The organism is Gordonia sp. UBA7860, assembly GCF_002500165.1.
GTDB classification, from domain to species: Bacteria; Actinomycetota; Actinomycetes; order Mycobacteriales; family Mycobacteriaceae; genus Gordonia; species Gordonia sputi.
Window position 1 is genome coordinate 19,133 of sequence record NZ_DLSO01000015.1, and the last position, 21,231, is coordinate 40,363.

The 21,231-nt window shown below is 63.8% G+C and carries 19 protein-coding genes; 8 read left to right on the forward strand and 11 right to left on the reverse strand.

The genetic code is table 11. From position 1 onward, the window contains the following. Positions 1-166 precede the first annotated feature (166 nt). From B3T59_RS02355 to B3T59_RS02365, 3 genes are all read right to left on the reverse strand, one after another. Positions 167-1,540: an ABC transporter permease gene (locus B3T59_RS02355; RefSeq protein ID WP_064862778.1), complete on the reverse strand. Its 1,374-nt coding sequence runs from the start codon at positions 1,538-1,540 to the stop codon at positions 167-169. After that, the gene (locus B3T59_RS02360; protein WP_267625678.1) at positions 1,537-2,289 is read right to left on the reverse strand and encodes an ABC transporter ATP-binding protein; all 753 of its coding nucleotides are present in this window, start codon (positions 2,287-2,289) and stop codon (positions 1,537-1,539) included. The genes B3T59_RS02355 and B3T59_RS02360 overlap by 4 nt, the downstream gene beginning before the upstream one ends. Before the next feature lie 108 nt (positions 2,290-2,397). After that, complete coding sequence (locus B3T59_RS02365) at positions 2,398-3,039, reverse strand: response regulator transcription factor (RefSeq protein WP_267625677.1); 642 nt, start codon at positions 3,037-3,039, stop codon at positions 2,398-2,400. 211 nt (positions 3,040-3,250) lie between these two features. Between B3T59_RS02365 and B3T59_RS02370 the strand changes: the two genes are divergently transcribed. Then, on the forward strand, positions 3,251-4,645 hold the full coding sequence (locus B3T59_RS02370) for an IS1380 family transposase (protein WP_005207354.1): 1,395 nt from the start codon (positions 3,251-3,253) through the stop codon (positions 4,643-4,645). 137 nt (positions 4,646-4,782) lie between these two features. Here the strand turns inward: B3T59_RS02370 and B3T59_RS02375 are convergent, their stop codons facing one another. From B3T59_RS02375 to B3T59_RS02385, 3 genes are read right to left on the reverse strand one after another with little or no spacing between them, the layout of a single operon-like run. Beyond that, positions 4,783-5,898 carry a sensor histidine kinase gene (locus B3T59_RS02375; RefSeq protein WP_287001401.1) on the reverse strand — a complete coding sequence of 372 codons (1,116 nt, stop codon included), beginning with the start codon at positions 5,896-5,898 and terminating at the stop codon, positions 4,783-4,785. Positions 5,899-5,936: 38 nt separating this feature from the next. Continuing rightward, a complete protein-coding gene (locus B3T59_RS02380) occupies positions 5,937-6,584 on the reverse strand; it encodes a hypothetical protein (protein ID WP_287001402.1) in 648 nt (215 codons plus the stop codon). After that, positions 6,548-7,366, reverse strand: coding sequence for a serine hydrolase domain-containing protein (locus tag B3T59_RS02385; RefSeq protein ID WP_287001403.1), 819 nt, complete (start codon positions 7,364-7,366; stop codon positions 6,548-6,550). The genes B3T59_RS02380 and B3T59_RS02385 overlap by 37 nt, the downstream gene beginning before the upstream one ends. 309 nt (positions 7,367-7,675) lie before the next feature. Between B3T59_RS02385 and B3T59_RS02390 the strand changes: the two genes are divergently transcribed. The 3 genes from B3T59_RS02390 to B3T59_RS02400 all read left to right on the forward strand — a co-directional run bounded on the left by B3T59_RS02390 (position 7,676) and on the right by B3T59_RS02400 (position 10,611). Next, positions 7,676-8,173, forward strand: a complete 498-nt coding sequence (locus tag B3T59_RS02390; RefSeq protein WP_005206366.1) for an HNH endonuclease — start codon at positions 7,676-7,678, stop codon at positions 8,171-8,173. A 77-nt stretch (positions 8,174-8,250) separates the two neighbouring features. Then, positions 8,251-9,363, forward strand: a complete 1,113-nt coding sequence (locus B3T59_RS02395) for a ferredoxin reductase (RefSeq protein ID WP_251723889.1) — start codon at positions 8,251-8,253, stop codon at positions 9,361-9,363. Between the two features lie 9 nt (positions 9,364-9,372). Continuing rightward, on the forward strand, positions 9,373-10,611 hold the full coding sequence (locus tag B3T59_RS02400) for a fatty acid desaturase family protein (protein ID WP_251723888.1): 1,239 nt from the start codon (positions 9,373-9,375) through the stop codon (positions 10,609-10,611). Positions 10,612-10,934: 323 nt separating this feature from the next. On the opposite strand, the gene B3T59_RS02405 is transcribed toward B3T59_RS02400, so the two are convergent. Next, a complete protein-coding gene (locus tag B3T59_RS02405; RefSeq protein WP_267625674.1) occupies positions 10,935-12,140 on the reverse strand; it encodes a PucR family transcriptional regulator in 1,206 nt (401 codons plus the stop codon). A 143-nt stretch (positions 12,141-12,283) separates the two neighbouring features. On the opposite strand from B3T59_RS02405, the gene B3T59_RS02410 reads away from it, so the two are divergent. Then, positions 12,284-13,813 carry a flavin-containing monooxygenase gene (locus B3T59_RS02410; RefSeq protein WP_064905324.1) on the forward strand — a complete coding sequence of 510 codons (1,530 nt, stop codon included), beginning with the start codon at positions 12,284-12,286 and terminating at the stop codon, positions 13,811-13,813. A 68-nt stretch (positions 13,814-13,881) separates the two neighbouring features. Here B3T59_RS02410 and B3T59_RS02415 read toward each other — a convergent pair whose 3' ends face one another. The 3 genes from B3T59_RS02415 to B3T59_RS02425 form a co-directional block, all read right to left on the reverse strand. Further along, a complete protein-coding gene (locus B3T59_RS02415) occupies positions 13,882-14,532 on the reverse strand; it encodes a DUF3558 family protein (RefSeq protein WP_039855383.1) in 651 nt (216 codons plus the stop codon). Further along, positions 14,533-14,961, reverse strand: a complete 429-nt coding sequence (locus B3T59_RS02420; protein WP_005205451.1) for a hypothetical protein — start codon at positions 14,959-14,961, stop codon at positions 14,533-14,535. 206 nt (positions 14,962-15,167) lie between these two features. Continuing rightward, complete coding sequence (locus B3T59_RS02425; protein ID WP_287001404.1) at positions 15,168-16,808, reverse strand: DUF6777 domain-containing protein; 1,641 nt, start codon at positions 16,806-16,808, stop codon at positions 15,168-15,170. A 260-nt stretch (positions 16,809-17,068) separates the two neighbouring features. Between B3T59_RS02425 and B3T59_RS02430 the strand changes: the two genes are divergently transcribed. Continuing rightward, a complete protein-coding gene (locus B3T59_RS02430) occupies positions 17,069-17,701 on the forward strand; it encodes a pyridoxamine 5'-phosphate oxidase family protein (RefSeq protein WP_245548697.1) in 633 nt (210 codons plus the stop codon). Between the two features lie 107 nt (positions 17,702-17,808). Here the strand turns inward: B3T59_RS02430 and B3T59_RS02435 are convergent, their stop codons facing one another. After that, positions 17,809-19,485 (reverse strand): AMP-binding protein, encoded by a 1,677-nt coding sequence (locus tag B3T59_RS02435; RefSeq protein ID WP_287001405.1) that lies wholly within the window; start codon positions 19,483-19,485, stop codon positions 17,809-17,811. 111 nt (positions 19,486-19,596) lie between these two features. Between B3T59_RS02435 and B3T59_RS02440 the strand changes: the two genes are divergently transcribed. Together B3T59_RS02440 and B3T59_RS02445 are read left to right on the forward strand one after the other, a co-directional pair. Further along, entirely contained in the window at positions 19,597-20,400 is an 804-nt protein-coding gene (locus B3T59_RS02440) for a LuxR C-terminal-related transcriptional regulator (RefSeq protein ID WP_064905320.1), read from the forward strand. A 2-nt stretch (positions 20,401-20,402) separates the two neighbouring features. Further along, positions 20,403-21,197, forward strand: a complete 795-nt coding sequence (locus tag B3T59_RS02445) for an IclR family transcriptional regulator (RefSeq protein ID WP_064905318.1) — start codon at positions 20,403-20,405, stop codon at positions 21,195-21,197. Positions 21,198-21,231: the final 34 nt, after the last annotated feature.

Sequence of the window (21,231 nt, forward strand, 5' to 3'; positions counted from 1 at the left end):
CCATCGGGGGGCCGCTCGACCAGCGTGGGGACCGCTTGACCAGCGTGGGGACCGCTTGACCAGCGTGGGGCCGCTTGACCAGCGTGGGGCCGTTTGACCAGCGTGGGGCAGCTCGACCAGTGGCACCGCCGCTCGACCGGCGGCAGGCACAGTTCGACCAATGGCGTCACGCGACAGCCAGCGCGTCGACAGGCGCGACGGCCACGGCCCGACGGCTCGGCGGCAGCGAGGCGGCGATCACGACGACGGCGGTGCCTGCGATGATCGCGACGAGCGCACCCCAGGGCAGTCCGACGGGGATGCCCGACGTCGCCTTGCCGATGAGCGACTGGCTGCCGACGGTGCCGAATATGATGCCGAGCACCAGGCCGGCGATCACCGCAGTGCCACTGAGCGCCAACGACTCGCGGACAACCATCGCGCGCACCTGCCGCGCAGTGAATCCCATGGCACGCAACATCCCGATCTCGCGCGTGCGGCCGATCACCGTCAGCGACATCGTCGACACGAAGCCGACTGCCGCGATAATCGCCGAGATGGCGATCATGGCAAGCAGAATCGCGGTGACAACCGACAGGGAACGCTCGGTCTCGGCCATCTCGGCGGCCGACATGTCCCAGCCGTGGACGGACTTGGTCAGTGAGCTCATCCCCGACGCGATGGTGGTCACCAGCGTCACGCCGACGAGGAGTCCGATGGTGGAACGGGTCGTCCGTCGCGGGTCCGACACAGCGTTCTTGCGTGCCACGATCGACGGAGCGCTGGCACCGAACGCGGCACCTATCCACCGGACCAGTTGCGGCACAATGCGTTGCGCGCCGATCAACACACCCGTCGATACCGACGCGGCACCGAGGAAGGCAACTGCGAAGCCGGTGAGATTGCCGAACTCACCGAGGTAGCATGCGAGCGCCAGCAGCAACGCACCAATCACGATTGCGCCGCAGGCGAGGACCGTCCGGAACGTACCGACCTTCGACCGCGCACTGTGCGCCACCGCGGCACGAGTAAGAGTCGACCGTGTGCCCACCCGCGCAGCGATAGCCGCGATCAGGACCACCGCAAGGCCTGCCGCGAACACACCCAGCGGCAGGAGTGGATAGTCGCCTTCAGGTAGCTTTCCGTTGTGCAGGAGCACTTCTCGAACGATGGTCATGACCACTGTCGCGCACACGATGCCGATCACGGCTCCGATGGCTGCCACCGTGACGACGGCCCTGGTGAGTCCCGCTCGCAACTGGCGTGCACTCGCGCCGATCAGCCGCAGCAACCTCAATTGTGCTCGGCGACCGGCGATGACAGTGTCGACACCGGAACTGATCACGATCCCCGAGACGAACAGGGCAATGCCGATGAAGACCGCAGCAACCACTGCGAGGGCCGCGCCAGCAGAAACGCCCTTCTTCTCCGACAGCACCGACAGCATGCTCGCGGCGTCGACAAGTGTTGTGCCGTAAGCACTGGCGAGACAGGCGACGATGCCGACCGTCGACAACTCGCGTAGCGATCCGACGGTCAGCCGTGCTGAGGTGGCCTTCATGCCGAGACCCCCTGCAAGCCGATGAGAAGATCGGAGATCTCACGCGCTCCCAGTCCGCGGTACTCGCCGGTGATCTGACCGTCGGCGAGCATGATCACACGATCGGCATACGACGCCGCGACAGGATCGTGCGTCACCATCGAGATGCCCTGCCCGTACTCGCGCACCGCAGTGGTCAACAGGGCCAACACTTCTCGGCTGGTACGTGTATCGAGCGCGCCAGTCGGCTCGTCAGCGAGAATGATCGTCGGACGCATCGCGAGCGCACGCACAATGGCGACGCGTTGCTGTTGACCGCCAGAGAGTTCGGACGGTAGGTGGTCGAGGCGTTCGTCCAGCCCGAGCGACCGCACCAGGTGCGCGATCCAGTAGCGCGTCTGCGCGTCGAGCCTGACGCCGGCGAGTACGAACGGCAGGTGGATGTTCTCCTGCGCGGTCAGCGTCGGGATGAGATTGAACGACTGGAAGATGAATCCGATGTGTTTGCGGCGCAGCACTGTTCGTGCCTCGTCGTCGAGGGACCCGATGGGATTACCGTCGACCCAGATCTCGCCCGACGTGATGTCGTCGAGTCCCGCGACGACGTTCATCAGCGTCGATTTGCCCGATCCTGACGGGCCCATGATCGCCGTGAACTCTCGACGTCGAAGATCGAGCGACACCTCCCGTAGCGCGTGGATCGGCTGACTCGGGTCACCGTAGCTTCGGAACACGTTGCGTAGTACCACAGATGCTGGTTCATTCGTCATGCAGATAACGCTAGGGATATCGATGGCCCCAGTCGTCAGCCGCGACGATGAAATCGGCTCGACCCCTCGGATGACGTCGCGTACATCTCGAGATGTATGGCGTTGCGGTCAGACCAACCCGTGGTCGTATGCGTACACGACGAGCTGCACCCTGTCGCGCAGCCCCAGCTTGGCGAGAATACGCGAAACATGGGTTTTCACAGTGGCTTCCGAGAGCACCTCGGCGTCGGCGATCTCGGCGTTCGAGAGACCCTGAGCCGCACGCACGAGTATCTCGCGTTCGCGTGGGGTCAGACGGTCGTACTCGGATCCGGGATCGCCTGCCCGCGTGCGGGTCTGCTCGAACAGGCGTCGTGTCGCCGACGCCGCCACCACCTGACTGCCATTGGCCACGGCTCTGATCGAGGCGAGCAGTAAGTCTGGCTGCGCGTCCTTGAGGAGAAATCCACTGGCCCCTGCGGCGATGGCCGACGCCGCGGCCTCGTCGGCGTCGAAAGTCGTGAGTACCAACACGCGCGGAGCGTCGTCGCCGAGTGCGCTGACGAGGTCGGCGGTCGCGGTGATGCCGTCGATGCCCGGCATGCGCACATCCATCAGGACGACGTCGGGTCGCGTGGTGCGCACGAAATCCAGGAGCGAGAGTGCCGACGACTCGTGTCCGACCACCTCCATGTCGGGCTGACTGTCGACGATCATCGCGATGCCCTGGCGGAACATGGGCTGATCGTCGATGAGGGCGATTCGGATCACCGCGACACTCCTTTCGAGTCGACGTCGGAGGTGGCGGGCACGCGCAGTTCGACCAGCCAGGTGTTCTCGGTAGCGGTGCTGCGGGCGGTTCCGCCTACTAGCCTCGGGCTTTCATGCTGATTTCGTGTCGTAAACGAAGATTGGTGCCCTGACCTGGGATAATTCGACTTGCGAAGGTCCGAATATCTCATGATCGAGGAGCACCAATCTGGTGAGTAAGTCTACGTCGCCGTATCCGCAGTTGTCCGCTGATGGGTCGGGAACCGGGATCGTGTCGCATGCTGGGGCCACAGTGTTGCTGCGTGCTGCGGAGAAAACGCGTCTGACCACAGCATTGTCCGATGCGTTGATGCCGTGGCGTAAGCCTTTGGCCACTCATGATCCGGGCAAGATCCTGCTGGATCTGGCGGTCGCGGTCGCGGTCGGCGGTGACTGTCTGGCCGACATCAACCAACTGCGAGCCGATCCGGCGGTGTTTGGGCAGATCGCTTCTGATCCGACGGTGTCACGACTGATCGCCACCCTGGCTGCTGATGCGCCGGCAGTACTGACCGCGATCGCTTCGGGTCGTGCGCGCGCCCGAACCCGGGCGTGGCACTGCGCTGGCGATACCGCTCCCGACCATGGTCGCGACGCGCACGATCCGCTGGTCATCGACTTGGATGCGACGTTGGTGACCGCACATTCGGAGAAAGAACACGCGGCCCCAACCTATAAGCGTGGCTTCGGTTTTCACCCCTTGTGTGCGTTCGTTGATCATGGCAGTGCCGGGACTGGTGAACCCCTGGCGATCGAGTTGCGGGCCGGTAATGCCGGGGCCAACACCGCCGCCGACCACATCACCGTCACCGCCCACGCGCTGGCACAGCTACCGCAGGTCAGCGGGTATCGGGTCGGTAAAACGGTGCTGGTGCGTACCGACTCGGCCGGCGGCACCCACGACTTCCTGAACTACCTGCACAAGCGGCGGCTGGCGTATTCGGTCGGGTTCGGCCTGACCGAGCCGATCGCCGAGGCCATCGACGGTCTCTCACCCCAGGTGTGGACACCGGCCTACGACGCCGACGGTACCGAACGCGACGGGGCGTGGGTGGCCGAGTTGACCGGTGTCCTCGACCTGAGTACCTGGCCCGACGGTATGCGGGTGATCGTGCGTAAAGAGAAACCCCATCCCGGCGCCCAGCTACGCTTCACCGACCGAGATGGTTTGCGGTTGACCGCATTTGCCACCAACACTGTTCGTGGTCAACTCGCCGACCTCGAACTACGACATCGCCGACGAGCCCGCTGCGAAGACCGCATCCGCACCACCAAAGACTGCGGACTGACCAACCTGCCCCTGCACGGCTTCGACGCCAACCGCATCTGGTGCGTCATCGTCGAAATCGCATGCGAGTTGATCGCCTGGACTCAGATGCTCGCGTTCACCGACACCCAGGCCCGCCGGTGGGAACCCAAACGCCTACGCCACCGCGTGTTCACCATCGCCGCCAAGATCAGCCGCCACGCCCGCCGAACCCGACTGAAGTTGGCCGCCCACGCACCCCACATGACTCTTCTTCTCGACGCAATAGCAAGGCTCACAGCACTTCCCGACCCCGGCTAACCCCACCAGCCGTCCTGACCACCGACTGAAAGGCACACAATTTCGGGGCCGTGAACCCCGACGCCCACCGACGCCTCGGGCGCCTCATCACGGCCCCGGTCCGGAATCCGGTCCTCAGACCACACCATCCGGACCACTCAACGACCGACCGCCACCTCACGAAACTTCGAGGCTAGCGCGGCGCGTTCAGCCATGCCGATGATGCCGCGACCTGCACCACCGGGCGAGAGCGGGGTGTCGGTCAACCCGTTGCGCACGGTGAGATGGCAACCCCCGGTCCAGTCGATCTCGACGGTGACGGGGGTGGCCAGGTCGCCGTACTTGAGCGCGTTGGTGAGCGCTTCGGTCAAGACCCGCTGTGCCATGCGCCCGACGGCCGGCTCGCTGGTCTCTTCGTCGCCGATCTCGCGCGTCTCGATCGTCATGCCTGCGGTCCGCATCCGCTCGTACAGGGTTTCGCGGTCGGCGCGGGAGGCGGCGACGGCGTCGTCGTTGTTGAGTTGGGCGAGCAGTTCCCGCACCTCGCCGAGTGATTCGCGTGCGGTATCGGCGATCACTGTCAGTGCCTCGCGCGCGACCTCGGGCGCGGCGTCGATGCTGTAGCGCGCACCCTCGGCCTGTGCGACGACGATGGTCAACGAGTGTGCGACGACGTCGTGCATATCGCGCGCGAGTCGGGTGCGTTCCCGCTGTTCGTCGTAGAGATCGAGCAGGCGTCTGCGCTCGAGCTGTGCGATGGTCTCGGCGACCTTGGCCTGCGCCACCGTACGACGCTGATACCGGATGAACCCGAACGTCCAACCGCCGATCACCACAACCGCCGCCAGGCAGAATCCGACGAACGACGTGAACGCGTGGTTGAGCAGTGACGGCTGGACCGCAAACGCGTGCGGGAACTCCCACCCGGCGACGAGTGATCCGATCACGGCTACCGCGAGTGAACCACGTCGAACCCGACGGTCCGGATGTCCGCCGAGGGCCGCGAAGATCGGGAAGTAGGCAAGTGAGGCAAGTACGGCGATCTGGTCGGTCGCCACCTGTATCGCCGCGGATGCCAACGCCAGCACGATCATCAGCGTCGGAGCGAGTCGTCGAACAGCGAGCGAAACGGTCACGAGCACCGCGGCAATACCCGCGGGTGTCGACTGGTCGAAGTGCAGCCAGATCGCAAACACACCGAAGAGCAGGGCCACGGCGACGTCGAGCATGAGGCCCCGACGGGTCAGGCCGCCAGCATAAAGCGGGTCGCGCATGCGTCCAGAGTGTCAGATGGCGGTGCGCCCCCGAAGGCCTACCGCTTGCCGGGTGACTGAGGTGTCCCCGGGAGGCAGGTGATCGCGAAGCAGCCAGGGTTGCCCTGCAGGGGCGCGCGCAAGGGCGTCGAACCGCATTGCAGAACCGTGCAATTCGACGGCGCGTACGGCCCGAAACCCAACGCGCCCAACGCGACGTTCGGGTCGGCGAACTGGATCGGATCGAAGTCGAGGTTCATCGTCGGGCGATACGGCCCCGGATCGGGTATCCGAGGTGTCCGGAACGCCGCGACGAGCTTCCGGAAGAACTCGCGATACAGCTCACTGTTGAGGCTGGCGCTGAGAAGGGTTCCCGGGTCCGAGGAGACGTCGCCGAGAATCCCATTCCAACTCACCAATAGTCCGAGACTCGGGACGATGAAGTTGTTCTGCTGCAGGAAGCCGACCATCGCGTAGGCATCGTTCGGCAACCCCGCCAGCGGTGCCTGCTGAATGGTCTGTCGGGACGGGAATGACGGTCCGGTACACGGAGAGTCGTTGACCCAGAACAGATATCCGTAGCAGCGGTTCGATGCAGATGGCGTGTGCGCTTGGCGGATGTAGTCGGAGCCGATGATTCGTCGGCCGCCCCAGACCCCGTCGTTGAGCATCAGCAGCCCGAGCCGTGAATAGTCTTTCGGAGGCATGAACAAGAAGGCGTATCCGTAGGTGTGGCCGGACCGATCGCGTGCCCAGTAGTAGTCGTGTTGGTTGATTCCCAAGGGCCCGAACAGTGTTCGCTGCGCAAACTCCTGCAGACCTCTCCGACGGCGCGTTGCACGACGTACGCCAAGAGATCGGGTCCGTGCTGGGTGTACTCGAAAAACGTTCCCGGCATGTGCTGAACAGGCAGCGCGAGAGCCTGTTTCGCGATATCCGGGTCGACGTCGAGTCCCGCGGTCAGTGCTTCGCTGACGATCGACTGACGCAGACCCGACGATTGGGTCAACAGGTCGCGCACAGTGATCGCTGCATGTGACCGATCGACTGTCCCTGCGGGGAGGTACTTCTCGATCGACGCTCCGAGATCCAGTCGCCCCTGCGTATAGGCGACACCGGCGAGCATCGAGATGACACTCTTGGTCGAGCTGAACAGATTCCACGGAATGTTTCCGGTCACGGCGTTCAGGGGTCCGTTTCCGATCAGACAGTTGTTGCGATAGACCTCGATATGCGTGCGCATTCTCGACGCCGCGAATGCGATGGCGTCGTCGAGCTTTGCCTTGTCGATTCCGACGCTCGACGGCGTGGCGGAGGTGGGTGCCGCGGAACCCTGTGGAAGAGCGCACCGCGCCTGGCTCGGCGCTGCGCTGGCGGTGGGCACGGTGGTCAGAGCGACCGGTGCCACCAGCGCGATCAGTGCTGCACAGGTCAGCAGAACTCGCCGCGGGAAAAGCGTGCACAACCGGTGAGCTGGATGCTCGGACACTGCGCTGACCCCCTGATTGTGAGAACTACTGACTTGCAGCGTGGCACGAGTCGGAAGCCGTGGTGTCGCCTTCAGAAAATGGAAGGTGATGCCGTCGAAATCGTGTGCAGATCGGCCCGCCGGGTGGCCACACTGCACATCGCGGAGTGAGCGTGTGGCGCAACTGTGGAGGTCGGCCCGAATATGTCGTCGAAGTGAACGTCGGACGGTATTTCGCCGCCACAGAACAAATGGCCTCGCGAGATCGACGCATTGCCATTAGCGTGGATCGCGCCACGTCCGAGCGCATACGGCATCGGGAGGACTGCCATGACAATCTTCGTCACCAACGCCGGGTTGCAGATCCTGGCGCGTGTGACCTGGCGTCGTGCGGCCGTGTTGCTCACCACCGAAGTCGCGCGCAACGTCGAGGGCACGCCGGTTGTGCGCGTCGTACATTCACCCACGGTGACCCTGCCGATTCACAAGGTGGTCGCCATCAAGCGCAACGCCTACCGACCTTATGCGGGCAAGTCGATGGACTCCTATGCGTCTACGGCGACCATTTTGCGTCGTGACCAGTGGATTTGCGCCTACTGTGACGGCCCTGCCGACACCGTCGACCACATTGTGCCGGTGTCCAAGGGCGGCAAGAGCACCTTCGGTAACCAGGTGGCGGCATGCAAATCCTGCAACGGTTTCAAGGCCAATCGCACTCCGCGGCAGGCGGGTATGGCGATGAGGCACGCACCTTTCGTCTATGACCCGTGGGCGCAGGACCAAAAAGAGGTCTGGGAACTGTTCACGCTGCGGCCGAAGACGGGGTAGTTGCCTGCAAAGCGTCTGTGACGCCCATCACCAGCTGTGTGTACACTCGTTCACTACGAGCTACCGGAGGGAGGCTGGTGAATCTTCTCAAGTGGAGTAAGCGGCCTGCGGCCGACGTCGACGCGACGCGCCCAGAGGTCAACATCCTGCGAGGCTTGATCGCGCGAGCGACGACCCCTCTGCTACCCGACGACTATCTACATCTGATCAATCCGCTGTGGAGTGCGCGCGAATTGCGTGGACGCGTCGAAGACGTGGTCAAGGAGACCGCCGACAGCGCGACGGTGGTGATCCGCACGGGGTGGGGATTTCCCGAGAGCTATCGGCCAGGGCAGTACGTCGGCATCGGCCTCGATGTCGACGGCCGCTGGCATTGGCGGTCGTACTCGCTGACGTCCTTCGGCAGCAACGACGACAAAACGATCTCGATCACCGTCAAGGCAAACCCCGACGGCTTCTTGTCGACGCACCTCGTTGACGGCGTCGCACCGGGCACGATCATCCGCCTCGCGGCGCCGAAGGGCGATTTCCATCTGCCGGAGCCCGTGCCCGACGCCGTGCTGTTCTTGACCGCGGGCAGCGGAATCACGCCGGTGATCGCCATGCTCCGCGCGATGAAACACCACGATCAGACGCCCGACATCATCCATGTCCACGCCGCACCGAGCCGCGACTCGGTGATCTTCCTCGACGAACTCGAACAGCTCGACGTCGAAACACCCAGTTACACATTGGATCTGCGCCTCAGTTCGGAGGATGGCCGATTCGACGTCACCCAGCTCGACGCCGCGGTTCCGGATTGGCGTGAGCGGTCGTGCTGGGCGTGCGGACCCATCGAGTTCCTCGACGACATCGAAGGCGTGTACCGCGAGAGCGAGCTGTCGGATCAGTTGCACATCGAACGCTTCGCCATCGCACGCACCGATGTCGGTGGTGAGGGTGGCACCGTGACGTTCGCGAAGTCGGGTAAGTCGGCAGAGATCGACGGTGCCACCACACTCCTTGAAGCAGGCGAGGAGTTGGGAATTCAGATGCCCTTCGGATGCAGAATGGGTATCTGCCAGACCTGCGTTGTTCCGCTTGCAGCCGGCTACGTCCGGGATCTGCGCAGTGGCGACGAACGACGCGAAGGTGACCGAATCCAGACATGTATCTCAACCGTGTCGGGTGAATGCACGCTAGACCTGTAGGGAGGCTCTATGGCCATCACCGACATCGATCGGTACGCCCATCTCACCGAGGCCGACGTCGAGGCACTGGGTGCCGAACTCGACGCGATCAGACGTGACATCGAGGAATCGCGAGGGGTCGCCGACGCGAAATACATTCGACGCACCATCGCATTTCAGCGCGCGCTCGCCGCGGGCGGGCGTGTGGTGCTCATGTTCAGCAACCGCAAACCCGCGTGGATTCTCGGGACCGGAATGCTCGGGGTCGCCAAGATCGTCGAGAACATGGAACTCGGCCACAACGTCATGCACGGGCAGTGGGATTGGATGAACGATCCCGAGATCCACTCGTCGTCGTGGGAATGGGACACCACCTGCCCGAGTGTGCAGTGGAAGCACTCGCACAATTTTGTGCACCACAAGTACACGAACATCGTCGGCATGGACGACGACGTGGGCTACGGCATTCTTCGCGTCACGCGCGACCAGCCCTGGGAATGGTGGAACGTCGGGAACCCGATCTACAACCTGCTCCTCGGCACGTTCTTCGAGTGGGGCGTCGCGCTGCACCATCTGGAGACGGAGAAGCTGCGCAAAGGTCAAAAGTCTTATCGCGCAGCGCTGAAGGATCTTCGGGTCATCGGGCGGAAGGTCGGGAAGCAGGCGGCCAAGGACTACCTGATCTTCCCAGCGCTCGCGGGACCCAACTGGTTCACGACGTTGACGGCCAATGCGACAGCGAATCTCATCCGCAACTACTGGGCATACGCGGTGATCTTCTGCGGACACTTCCCCGACGGTGCGGAGAAGTTCACTGTCGAGGAGTACGAGGAAGAGGACCAGCCCCGCTGGTACTTGCGACAGATGTTGGGATCAGCCAACTTTCGCGCCGGTCCGCTGATGCGATTCATGAGCGGTAATCTCAGTCACCAAATCGAACACCACCTCTTTCCAGACCTGCCGAGCAATCGTTACGAGGAGATCGGCGTTCGGGTGCGCGAGCTGTGCGACAAGTACGACCTGCCGTACACAACGGGATCACTACAGCATCAGTATTGGCTGACGTTCCGTACGATCGCGAAGCTGTCGGTGCCTAACGCGATGCTGAAAGCCAGCGCCGACGATGCCCCCGAGACAGCATCGGAGTTGCGGTTCAACATCATCGAGGGGACCAAGACTCACTTCGGCGTCGACCCGCAGACCGGCCGCAGGCGCGGCCTGCGCTCGGCCCTGCGGGAGCTGCGGTCGTCGCGGGTGGCCGCTCGCTGATCAGCTTGCCCACCGCTGAGTGAGGTTCCCACCGCTGAGTGAGGTTCCCACCGCTGAGTGAGGTTCCCACCGCTGAGAGAGGTTCCCACCGCTGATCGAGCTTCCCACCGCTGATCGAGCTTGTCGAGATCCGTCGGGTCGAGCTTGTCGAGACCACCTCCTCGCTGGGGTGGTTTCGACACGGCTGCTCGCTGCGCTCGCGGCCTGCTCAACCAGCGGTGGGTGCTCGCTTCGCTCGCGGCCTGCTCAACCAGCGGTGACTGATCGAGCTTGCCTACCGCTGATCGAGCTTGTCGAGATCCGTCGGGTCGAGCTTGTCGAGATCACCCCCGCCAGCGCAGCACCTCCAGCGCGACGCCGACGTCGAGCAGGCTCTCGTCGAGCGGACGGGGCAGTAGTTCGTCGGCGCGGGCAAGGCGTCGAATCACGGTGTTGCGGTGCGTATAGAGCGCTTCTGCGGTGCGAGAGGTGTTGCACTGCAGCGTGATCCAAGTTCGTACGGTGTCGAGTAGAGCTGACTCGGCGTGTGCGAAGTCGCCGAGGGTGTCGTCGACGAACGCCGCGGTGTCCTCGGCGGACGACATCAGCAGCGAGACCAGCCGGACGTCGTCGTACCTGACGAATTCGTGCGAGCCGCCTAGCTGCGCGACGATGCGCTGGGTCGCGAGCGCTTGGAAGTGGCTGTTGCGAAAGCCGTCGACGCCGTCACCCGTTCTGCCGACAGCGACGTCGATCAGTGGAGACGGCGAGACACGCGCGATGTGTGCCTCATCGGTGGGCAGCCACATCCACAGTGACGCAGCGCTGGCCACGACGGTGAGTCGGTTGGCGCACCCGGCCGAGGCGGCGAGCGTGTCGGCGGCGGATTCGAGTTTTGCGGCCTGTTCTGGATGAGTGCTCCACAGGACCAACGCGGTGTGCGGGCCGAGAAGTCGGTAGCCGAGCTGGGTTTCGGCGCGGTCGAGGGGGATGGGTGCGCCCTCGAGTAGCAGGGCAACCGCTTCTCGACGCTGCGCGTGGGTGCCGCGGGTGAGCTCGCCGCGTTCGCTGCGCATCCTGTTGCTCGTGGCCTCGACAGTGTCGTCGATGTAAGTCGAGATGGAAACGAGTGTGATGTCGAGGAGTTCGCGCAGTTGTTGTGGGTCGTCGGTGAGGGTGAAGCAGACCTGCATCCACAGACGCCACGCGACACTTTGTGCGGTGCGGAAGGCGTCGAGCGCTGATTCATCGAGGCCGCGCCGGACGAGGTCGCGAGCGGTGGTGAGGATGTCGGGGCTGATCTCGGCGGGTACGCGTTCTCCGGGATGGACTACGTTGCTCCTCGCCCAGCGCAGGGTGTTCGCGAGGTTGGTGCGTCGCGTTCCCTCGGCGAGCACAGGGTCGTCGGCGATGGCCTTCATGCGGATACCACCCAGTGAAGCGTCGTGGATGGCTTCGATCCACTCCTCGGGCGGGTCCAGGATGAGTTCGGCGCCGCGTCGGATCAAGCTCTTGATCTCGGGGGATACGTATGGCCACTCATCGGACATCCGAACAGTATGCACCTTGCGCGACCTTCATCGTGGGCACTTGGCACCTGGTGCGGCGGCGAGGTGTGACGCACTCTGGAATGTAACAACGTATGGTGTCATATTTGCCGTGCGGGAAGTCGAGCAAACCTAAGGAGGCGCAGGTGCCCACAACAGCCACACCTGTCGAAACGTTGGACGTTCTGATCGTCGGGGCGGGTGTCTCCGGTATCGGGGCCGCTCACTATGTGACCAAGGAGATGCCGCAGAAGACCTACGCGCTTCTCGAGGGCCGCGAGTCGATCGGTGGCACCTGGGACCTGTTCCGGTATCCGGGTATCCGTTCTGACAGTGACCTGCATACCTTTGGATTCGAGTTCAAGCCGTGGGTCGACAAGCAGTCGATCGCCGACGCCGACCGCATCATGCAGTACCTGCGCGAGGCCGTTGACGAGGACAAGATCAACGAGCACCTGCGCTTGCAGCACAAGGTAACCGCGTTGAACTGGTCGTCGAATGAGCAGTTGTGGACGGCCGAGGTCGATCGCCTCGACACCGGTGAACACATCCAGCTGAAGGCTCGTTGGGTGTACTGCGGGTCGGGCTACTACAACTACGACGAGGGATTCACACCCCACTTCGAGGGTCGCGAGCGGTTCACCGGGCAGGTCGTGCATCCGCAGCACTGGCCGGAAGATCTCGACTACAAGGGCAAGAAAGTCGTCGTGATCGGAAGTGGCGCAACGGCTGTCACGCTCCTCCCCGCGATGGCGAACGAGACCGAGCACATCACGATGCTCCAGCGCACGCCCACCTACATCCTGCCGCTGCCCAAGCACGACCCGTTTGCCAACGTGGCGCGACGCATCCTCGGCGACGAGCGCGGCTATGCCGTTGCGCGGTGGAAGAACATTCTGCAGCAGCGTGTGTTGTACGAAGCGGCACAACGATTTCCGAAGACGTCGCGCAAGGTGATCCGCAAGGTTAACCAGGTTCTGCTGCCCGACGGATACGACGTCGACACGCACTTCAATCCGCCGTACAACCCGTGGGATCAGCGGTTGTGTGCGGTCCCGGATGCCGACCTGTTCAAGACGATTCGCTCGGGCAAGGCGTCGGTGGTCACCGATCGAATCAAGTCGTTCACCGAGAAAGGCCTCCTGCTCGAAAGCGGTACCGAACTCGAAGCCGACATCGTCGTGACCGCAACGGGTTTGAACGTACGACTTTTCGGTGGGATGGAATTGTCGCTCGACGGCGAGCCCGTGGTGCTGCGTGACCACGTCATCTACCGCGGCATGATGCTGAGTGGTGTTCCGAATCTCGCACTCGCCGTTGGGTATACGAACTCGTCGTGGACGTTGAAGATCGGTCTGATCGGCGAGTACTGGTGCAGGCTCATGGCGTACATGGATGCGCGTGGGTACCGCGAGGTGGCGCCTGTAGTGGACCCGAACATGGAGACTCGCCCTGCGCTGGACTTCGGAGCCGGCTACATCAAGCGTGTCGAGGACCAACTGCCGCGCCAGGGTGCTGAGGAGCCGTGGAAGATGTCGATGAGCTTCTACAAGGACCGCAAGGCCCTGGGCGCTGACGTCGCGGACTTCGAGAACCTGCGGTTCAAGAGGGCTGCCTCGCCGGCTGGTGTCGTCTCGTCCGAGGGCTCCGAGCGCGTGGAGTCTGCCGTCGGCTGACCAATCTTCTTATGGCGCAGGCGCGGGAGTCCGAGGGGGCTCTCGCGCCTGCGCTGTGGGTGTCTCGTCTATTCGGGCATCTGATCGATAGTCGCGCGCGTGAAAGCGATTGCCTTGTCGCAGATTTCGTTGATGGGCGGAGCGTCAATGGAGATGGAGAGGTCGGTAACAACGATTGCGTCACCAGAGCGAACAAAGGTTGTGCACTCCGGGATGGATGGGGTCGTGGACACTGCCACACGACGGCCAGACATCGAAATGTCCGCTCTCCAAGTGACGAACTGTGCGTTCATCTGCTTGTACGTATCAAGGTCGGGTTGGTTGCCGACAAACTGAGAGAGAGAAGCGAGGTTTCGATCACTCAGTGACCACATGCAGCCCCGTGCGGTTTGATGATCAGCGGCGGCAGCGTCCCGCGCGGAGCGTGGGTCAAGGCTATTGGCGATTAGTATTGACTCGGTCGCTGCGGTGCAAGGTTCGTACGTAGTTCCATCATTCCCGTTACTCCATCTGCGCGGAAACTTGGTACTGAAGGGAAGGGAGCGCCCATGGTCATCGGTCTGCCGGATAGTGTTCGTTGAAGGCGTCGCTCCGATCGAAGAGGTAGGTGAGAATTCGGCCCTCGGCTGGCCATCAACGCTGTAGCACGAGCTGAGTGTGAATAAGCATGCCGAAAGCAGCAGGGTTTTTGTGACCCCCGAACTGAACGCAGAACTCATCTATGACCGCATGCCGTCTGCGGTGGAAGAGTCCGCATCAGCCAGTTCTGCGCCTGCCGATCGGCAGGCTTGTGCGAGTGAAGTCAGGTCACCAATTTGTTCCTGCAGGGTCGTTCGCCAGGAGCCAACTAGAGCGGTGAGTCGAGCGTGAACTTCGCGTCCTTCTACGAGTTCTCCGAAATGGTTAGTCCTTGCAACAGACTTTAACTGGGCGAGTGCCTCCTCCAACCCCGCCGCCCCGTCGGCGGCGACCTTGGCGCGTCGCTCCCAGTCGATGGTGTTGAAGCGGACGGTGCCGCCGTCGTCCGTGGTGTTGCCAGGTGGTTGGACGTACGTCATCGAGCTGCGTTCTTTGCCGTCGAGGTTCGCGATCCCGTCCTCGGACTGCAGGTTCACAACTCCACCGGGCATGGTGAAGAAGTCGGTCATGTCCTTACCCCCTCGCAGCAGACTGTCGCGCAAGCGCCAAGACAGTTAACCATGACAGTAGGTGGTCTGTGTGTCGGAATTGTCAGGCTGTGGATGAGCTCATGGCGGCCTGCCACGAAGCCCGACGTCGACCCTCGTCCCCGTCGCAAAGAAGAATCCCCTCCGAGGGCGGGTTGCCTCCGAAGGGGATCTCTCCGTGCGGTGTGTCAGCTCGTAGGAACTTCCGTCGTCGTGGTTGTTGTCGTCGTTTCTTCCGGAGTTGTGGTTTCCATCGTCGTCTCCGGTGTCGTCGTCTCCGGAGTGGTTGTCTCCGTTGTCGTTTCCGGAGTGGTCGTTTCGATCGTCGTTGTCGTCGTGGTGGTGCTCGACGTTTCGACTGTGCGCCAGGTCGCCGATTCGACGTCGACCGACACCGATGACGATGAGTTCTCGGTCAGGCCGAGCTTCCAGACCTGAGTCGTCGAGTCGGTCGATGAGGTGACCGATGATTTCTCCAGCGACGATGAGGACACCGTGCGTGCGACGTTGTCGCTGCAGGTGAGGTCGATCGTGCCGGTCGACGCGGACGTCGGTGCCTGGCAGCTCACGCTGCGATCATCGACACGGAAGGTGAAGCTGCCGATGGCATCTCCCGCTCCGGAGAACTGCGTCGGGCTCGGTGCGGCGTTGCTCGATGAGCTGGCACTCGACGATTCAGACGATGTCGACTCCGCCGCGGATGCGCCAGGAGTCTCCGACGCTGCAACGTTCTGCTGTTGCTCCGATGCGGCCGAAGAGTCGGGTGCACCTTCCGGCACACCGCCATTCGACTCTGCACGCTGGGCAACCTCCACGGCGGCTTCGGTGCTGCCGGCCCGCGCCAGCCCGTTTTCGGCTGCCGCCTCGTCGGACTTCGCGACGAACGGAGTGTTCAACGCGGCAGGAGTCGGCAAGGCGGTCGCAAGCGGCGGAAGACCACTCACGTCGATGATTCCGCCGACCGGACGTTCGAATTGCTGTCCATTGGCCAGGTTGAGCAGCGTGAGTACCGCCGCTGGGGTTGCTGTGTTCTGCGGCGCCTGATTGATCACGGTCGTCGTGTTGTTGACGACGGTGACGTTCTGGTTGTTGTAGGCGATCCGAGTGACCTCATGCGAGTGGTAGTCGTGCCAGGGATGTCCGCTCAGGCGATAGCCGCCGAGGGGCGTCGACGCCGGCGGTGCAAGCGGATTGCCGCACGCGCATCGCACACGTGGGACACCCGCGCCGTCGACGAGAACCGCTGTGCCGGATTGCAATACCGACTGGAACGCGTAGGCGCTGCCACCCTGGTACGAGTGATTGGTCACCCACGTGTCGGCGGTCAACACGACCGGGGTGAGCGTGTTGAGGTAATAGGGAATCGAGGCGGTGTCGATGCCGAAGACGCTGGCCCAGGCACGGGCTTGGCTCGGGTTGTTGGACAGGTAGTTTCCGAGAGCTGCTGTGTCGCAGGTCGAATCGCCACCCGCGTACAGGCCGGGCTGAGTGCCGGAGACCACGCGAGCGCCATTGTCCGGAGCGCCCGAGCTCCGCGCGAGCTTGATATTGCTCGGCAGCTCCTTGTTGGTCAGTGCGACGTTGGGCCCGAACGGATCTGGGCCCGCCTCACCGGATGTCAGGAGGCTGAGGCCGGGTATGCGAAGGCCGCCGTCCTTGCCTCGCAACACAAGAACGAGAACAGTGGCCAGAACCAACGCGAACACCACGACGATCGCGACCAGAGCGATGGTGCGATTGCGTCGCTTCTGTTGGTCCCGCATCGGCTGGAACGGCCCGGTGGGTGGCATCGCCGGAGCGCCGAAGGTTCCGGAAGGGGGGTAAGACAATGGATACTCTCCTGGTGTGCAGACGTGTAAGCGCGCATCACCGGTTCCCGCGACCGATGTCAGACAGGCATCAGTATCGAAATGTCTGAATCGCAGGGCAACTGTTTGATCGTAAATTCACCCGTTCGGACCAAGAACTCACATGTTCGGACTACACCGACCAGACCACGTCATTGTGCAAGAAGCGTCGAACTCGATAGCGACGGTGGGTCTCCGTAAACGAGTGGCGCCGACGGCGGTCGTCGCGAACGATGGTCGGTATGTCTACAGCCCCTGACACCCAGCCCGATGCGTTGACGACGTTGACCCGCAAACCCGAGCGTCAAGGCGATCGCGCATTGCTCGACGACATTCTCGACACGGCACAGGTCGGAACGCTCTCGACCGTCGTCGACGGGTGGCCCTGGTCGGTGCCGATGTTGTTCGCACGTGTCGGCGACGACATCATCCTGCACGGCTCCACCGGCGCAGGCGCACTGCGACAGGTGGGGTCCGGTTCTCCGGTCGCGTTCAGTGTGTTTCTGCTCGACGGAATCGTGGTGGCCGAGACGCTGTTCGACCATTCCGCCAACTATCGGTCGGCGGTGGTGCGTGGTGTGGCACGAAACGCAGAAGTTCCAGCCGAAGTATTGGATGCGCTGAGCGACAAGCTGATTCCCGGTCGCGTGGCCGAAACACCAACGACCACACGTAAGGAACTCGCCGCGACGACCGCGTTGCGACTGCCGATCGTCGACGGCGAGTGGATTGCCAAGGCGCGGACTGGCGGACCCGGCGCCGACACCGACGCATGGACCGGAGTGGTGCCCGTGCGCACGGTGTTCGACGACCCGATCACCTACACCGGCGACCCCGGCGCGATCCCGGCGTCGGTGCGCGCGCTGGTGGGGTGAGACAGCGTCGGGCGGGGTGGTCTCGACTCGGGTGCTCGCTGCGCTCGCGCCCGCTCGACCACCGAGGGGATGACATCTGCCCGACCAGCGGGGCAGGCGGCGGCCTGTCAGCGCTGACGCAGGATGAACCGCTGGATCTTTCCGCTCGGCGTCTTGGGCAGCGCGTTGACGAAGTGCACCGTGCGCGGGTAGGCATGCGCGGCGAAGCCGGTCTTGACCAGTTGCTGCAGCTCGGTCTCCAGCGCGTCGTCGCCGCTCACGCCGTCGGCGAGCACGACGAACGCCTCGAGTACCTCGCCGCGCAGTTCGTCGGGCCGGCCGACAACCGCGACGTCGATGACCGACGGGTGGGTGATCAGGACGCTCTCGACGTCGAACGGGCCGATGCGATACCCGGCCATGATGATGACGTCGTCGTCGCGGGAGCTGAAGAAGAAGTTGCCCTCGGCGTCGAGGTGTCCCGTGTCGCCGGTGAGATACCAACGGCCGTCCTCGGTGTAGCGGGATGCGGTCTTCTCCGGAGCGTCGAGGTATCCGGAGAACCAGTAGCCGGTGCTGGCGGGGACGTCGATCGCGATCTGACCAGTGACGTTGGGTTCGCTGACCGGTGCGCCGGCGTCGTCGACGATTCCTGCGGCGAATCCGGGCATCGGCTGTCCCATCGAGCCGGGGATGAGTGGTCGACGCAGGTCGTCGGCCCAGTGGTTGTTGATGAACATTCCGTGCTCGGTCTGGCCGTAGTGGTCGCGGACCTCGGTGCCCAGAGCTGTTCTCGCCCAAATGATCACATCGGGGGTCAGCGGTTCGCCCGCCGACGATGCTCGGCGAAGCGAGAAGCCGTTGATCGCAGGGTTCTTGCTCAATGAGCGGTACACCGTGGGCGCGGCCGCGAAGTTCGTGACGCCGAGTTCGGTGAGCACCGTGGCGGTGACCTCAGGGGTGAAACCCGCCTGCAGCAACACATTTGGCCGCCCGATCGCCATCGGGCCGAGGATGCCGTAGTACAGGCCGTAGGCCCAGCCGGGGTCGGCGGCGTTCCAGAAGACGTCGGTGTCGGAGACGTAGAGTCCGTAGCGCATGTAGCAGGAGAACGACGCCAACGCGCGCAGCGGAACGGGCACGCCCTTGGGCGCACCTGTCGTACCGCTGGTGAACAGCAGGATCAGCGTGCCGTCACCGCCGACCGAGACGGAGTGGTCGAGGGGATCGTTGTCGGCGATGAGGGCGTCGAACTGCTCGCCCGCGACGATCGTCGTGAGGCCGTCGATGTCGTCGAGCTTCGACGCTTGGCTCGGCTCGGTGATCACGATGGAGGCGCTGCCCGCCCGCAGTCGCATTTCGATCGCGGGCGTAGCGAAAGCGGTGAACAGAGGAATGTAGACGGCCCCGAGTCGGGCGAGTGCCAGCAGCGAGACGACGAGCTCGGTGCGCTTGCCCATGAGCACTCCGACACGGTCGCCGCGCTCGACACCCATACCGGCGAGCGCGGTGGCGAGGCGTCGGGACTCCGCTGCGAGCTGGCCGTAGGTGATCTCGACAAGCTCGATCAGCGGGGGTTGCTCGATCAGCGGGGGCTGCGGGGAGGTCGCAGAATCCCGCAGCGAGACCGTGGTGAACGCGACGGATTCGGGGTCGTGACGGTCGACCAGCAGCGACGCTGCGTTGGCGTCGGGTGAGCCGAAAAGCTCCAGCCAGGCGTCGAGGTCGGCGGTGACAGCCGGGGTCAACTGCGCCTGAATCGACTCGCGTCGCGCGCGGTCGCCGGCCAAGGACGTCTGTGTCATATCCACACCTTTACTGCCAGAGTAAGCTGAATCACATTCGAGAAGTGATTCTCGAATGTGACGTCGCATGGGCAGAACCCCCCGAAGAGGGGTCAGGAGGTAGGTGGTGACATGGCTGAGTCGTTGACAGCGCCGGTCACCGATGCGTTGCGTCGTCTGCGTCGCGGCACGGGTGTGTCGTTGGCGTTCGGTGGTGTGGTGCACGGCTCGCGCGGTCTGCGTCTCCGACATTTCGTCGGCGACACCTACGGTGCGTTGAACGGCGTTGCCGTTGATGCCGGGCACGGACTCGGCGGCAAGGTCATCGCGCTCAATCGCCCGATGGTCGTCGACGATTATCTGCGTACCCCGCGGATCACCCATCGGTACAACGCGATCATCGCGGCCGAGGGCCTGCGTGCGATGGCGGCCGCTCCGGTCATCGTCGAACGCAGGCCTGTCGCGGTGATCTACGGGGCATTGCGGACCGACGAGGCCATCGGCGACAGGACGTTGGACGCACTCGCTGTCGAGGCGCGGGAACTCGAACAGCAGATCGTCGCCTCGCGCGCGGCGGTCGCCGCCGACGCCGCTGTAGGCGATGGACTTCGAGATCGGATCACCGAGGCCTACGCACAGCTCCGCACGCTGGCTAGAGACGTCGACGACGACGCCGTCGCCGATCAGATCGCACGTATCTCCGACCTCCTGCTCGACGTCGAGTCGGACGGACCGACGACACTCACCCTGACCCGTCGCGAACAGGATGTGGTCACCCTCGCTGCACTCGGCTACACCAATGCGAGAATTGCTGAGGAGTTGAATATCGGAGTGCAGACCGCCAAGGGATACATGAAAGACGTATTGCGCAAGCTCGGTGCGTCGAGCCGGCTGGAAGCCGTTGTCATTGCTCGACGCTCAGGGCTACTTCCGTAGCTATGGCCGGAAACACTTCGGTGCCCGGAGCATCGGTTGCGGCGCGAACTCTAGCTCTACTCAGCACATTCGACGCGTCACATCGCGCGCTGACGCTCAGCGAGATGGCGCAGCGCGCCGATCTCGCGGTACCCACCGCACATCGGCTCGTCGGCGAGTTGGAACGGTGGGGTGCCCTTGTTCGACGCCCCGACGGGCGGTATGTCATCGGCAGGCGGGTGTGGGATCTCGGGCTGCTTGCTCCGATCCAGACCGGCGTGCGTGAGATCGCCGAACCGTACGTCTACGACCTGTACGCCGCGACAAAGGCGACGGTGCATATCGCGGTGCGCGAGGGAACGTCGGTGCTGTACGTGGATCGGATTTCCGGGAACGAGTCGGTGCCGGTGGTGAGCAAGGTGGGTAGCCGGCTACCGATGCCGCCGACCGGGGTGGGCAAGGTGCTGCTTGCGTACGCGCCCAAGGAGATTCGCGATGAAGTCATGGCATCGTTGACGCGGGTTACACCGCGGACTCTGATCAGTCCGCAACTTCTGGAGCAGCAGTTGCAGCGCGTGCGCGACGAGGGCTTCGCAACGACGGCTGAGGAGATGACCGCGGGCGCGTGTTCGATCGCGGTACCGGTGTGGGGACCCGACGGGGTGGTCGCGGCCCTCGGCGTGGTGGTCGGGACTCTTCGCGGAAACCGCCCGCGGCTTCTTGCTGCGCTGCAGGTCGCGGCGCGGGGCATCGGTCGGCAGCTCGGCGCTCCGGGGCCGGTTCCGCCCGAGCGCGCGGGGGTTGCCGACAGCGCGTAGGTGGTCTCGACAAGCTCGACCAGCGGTAAGGGCT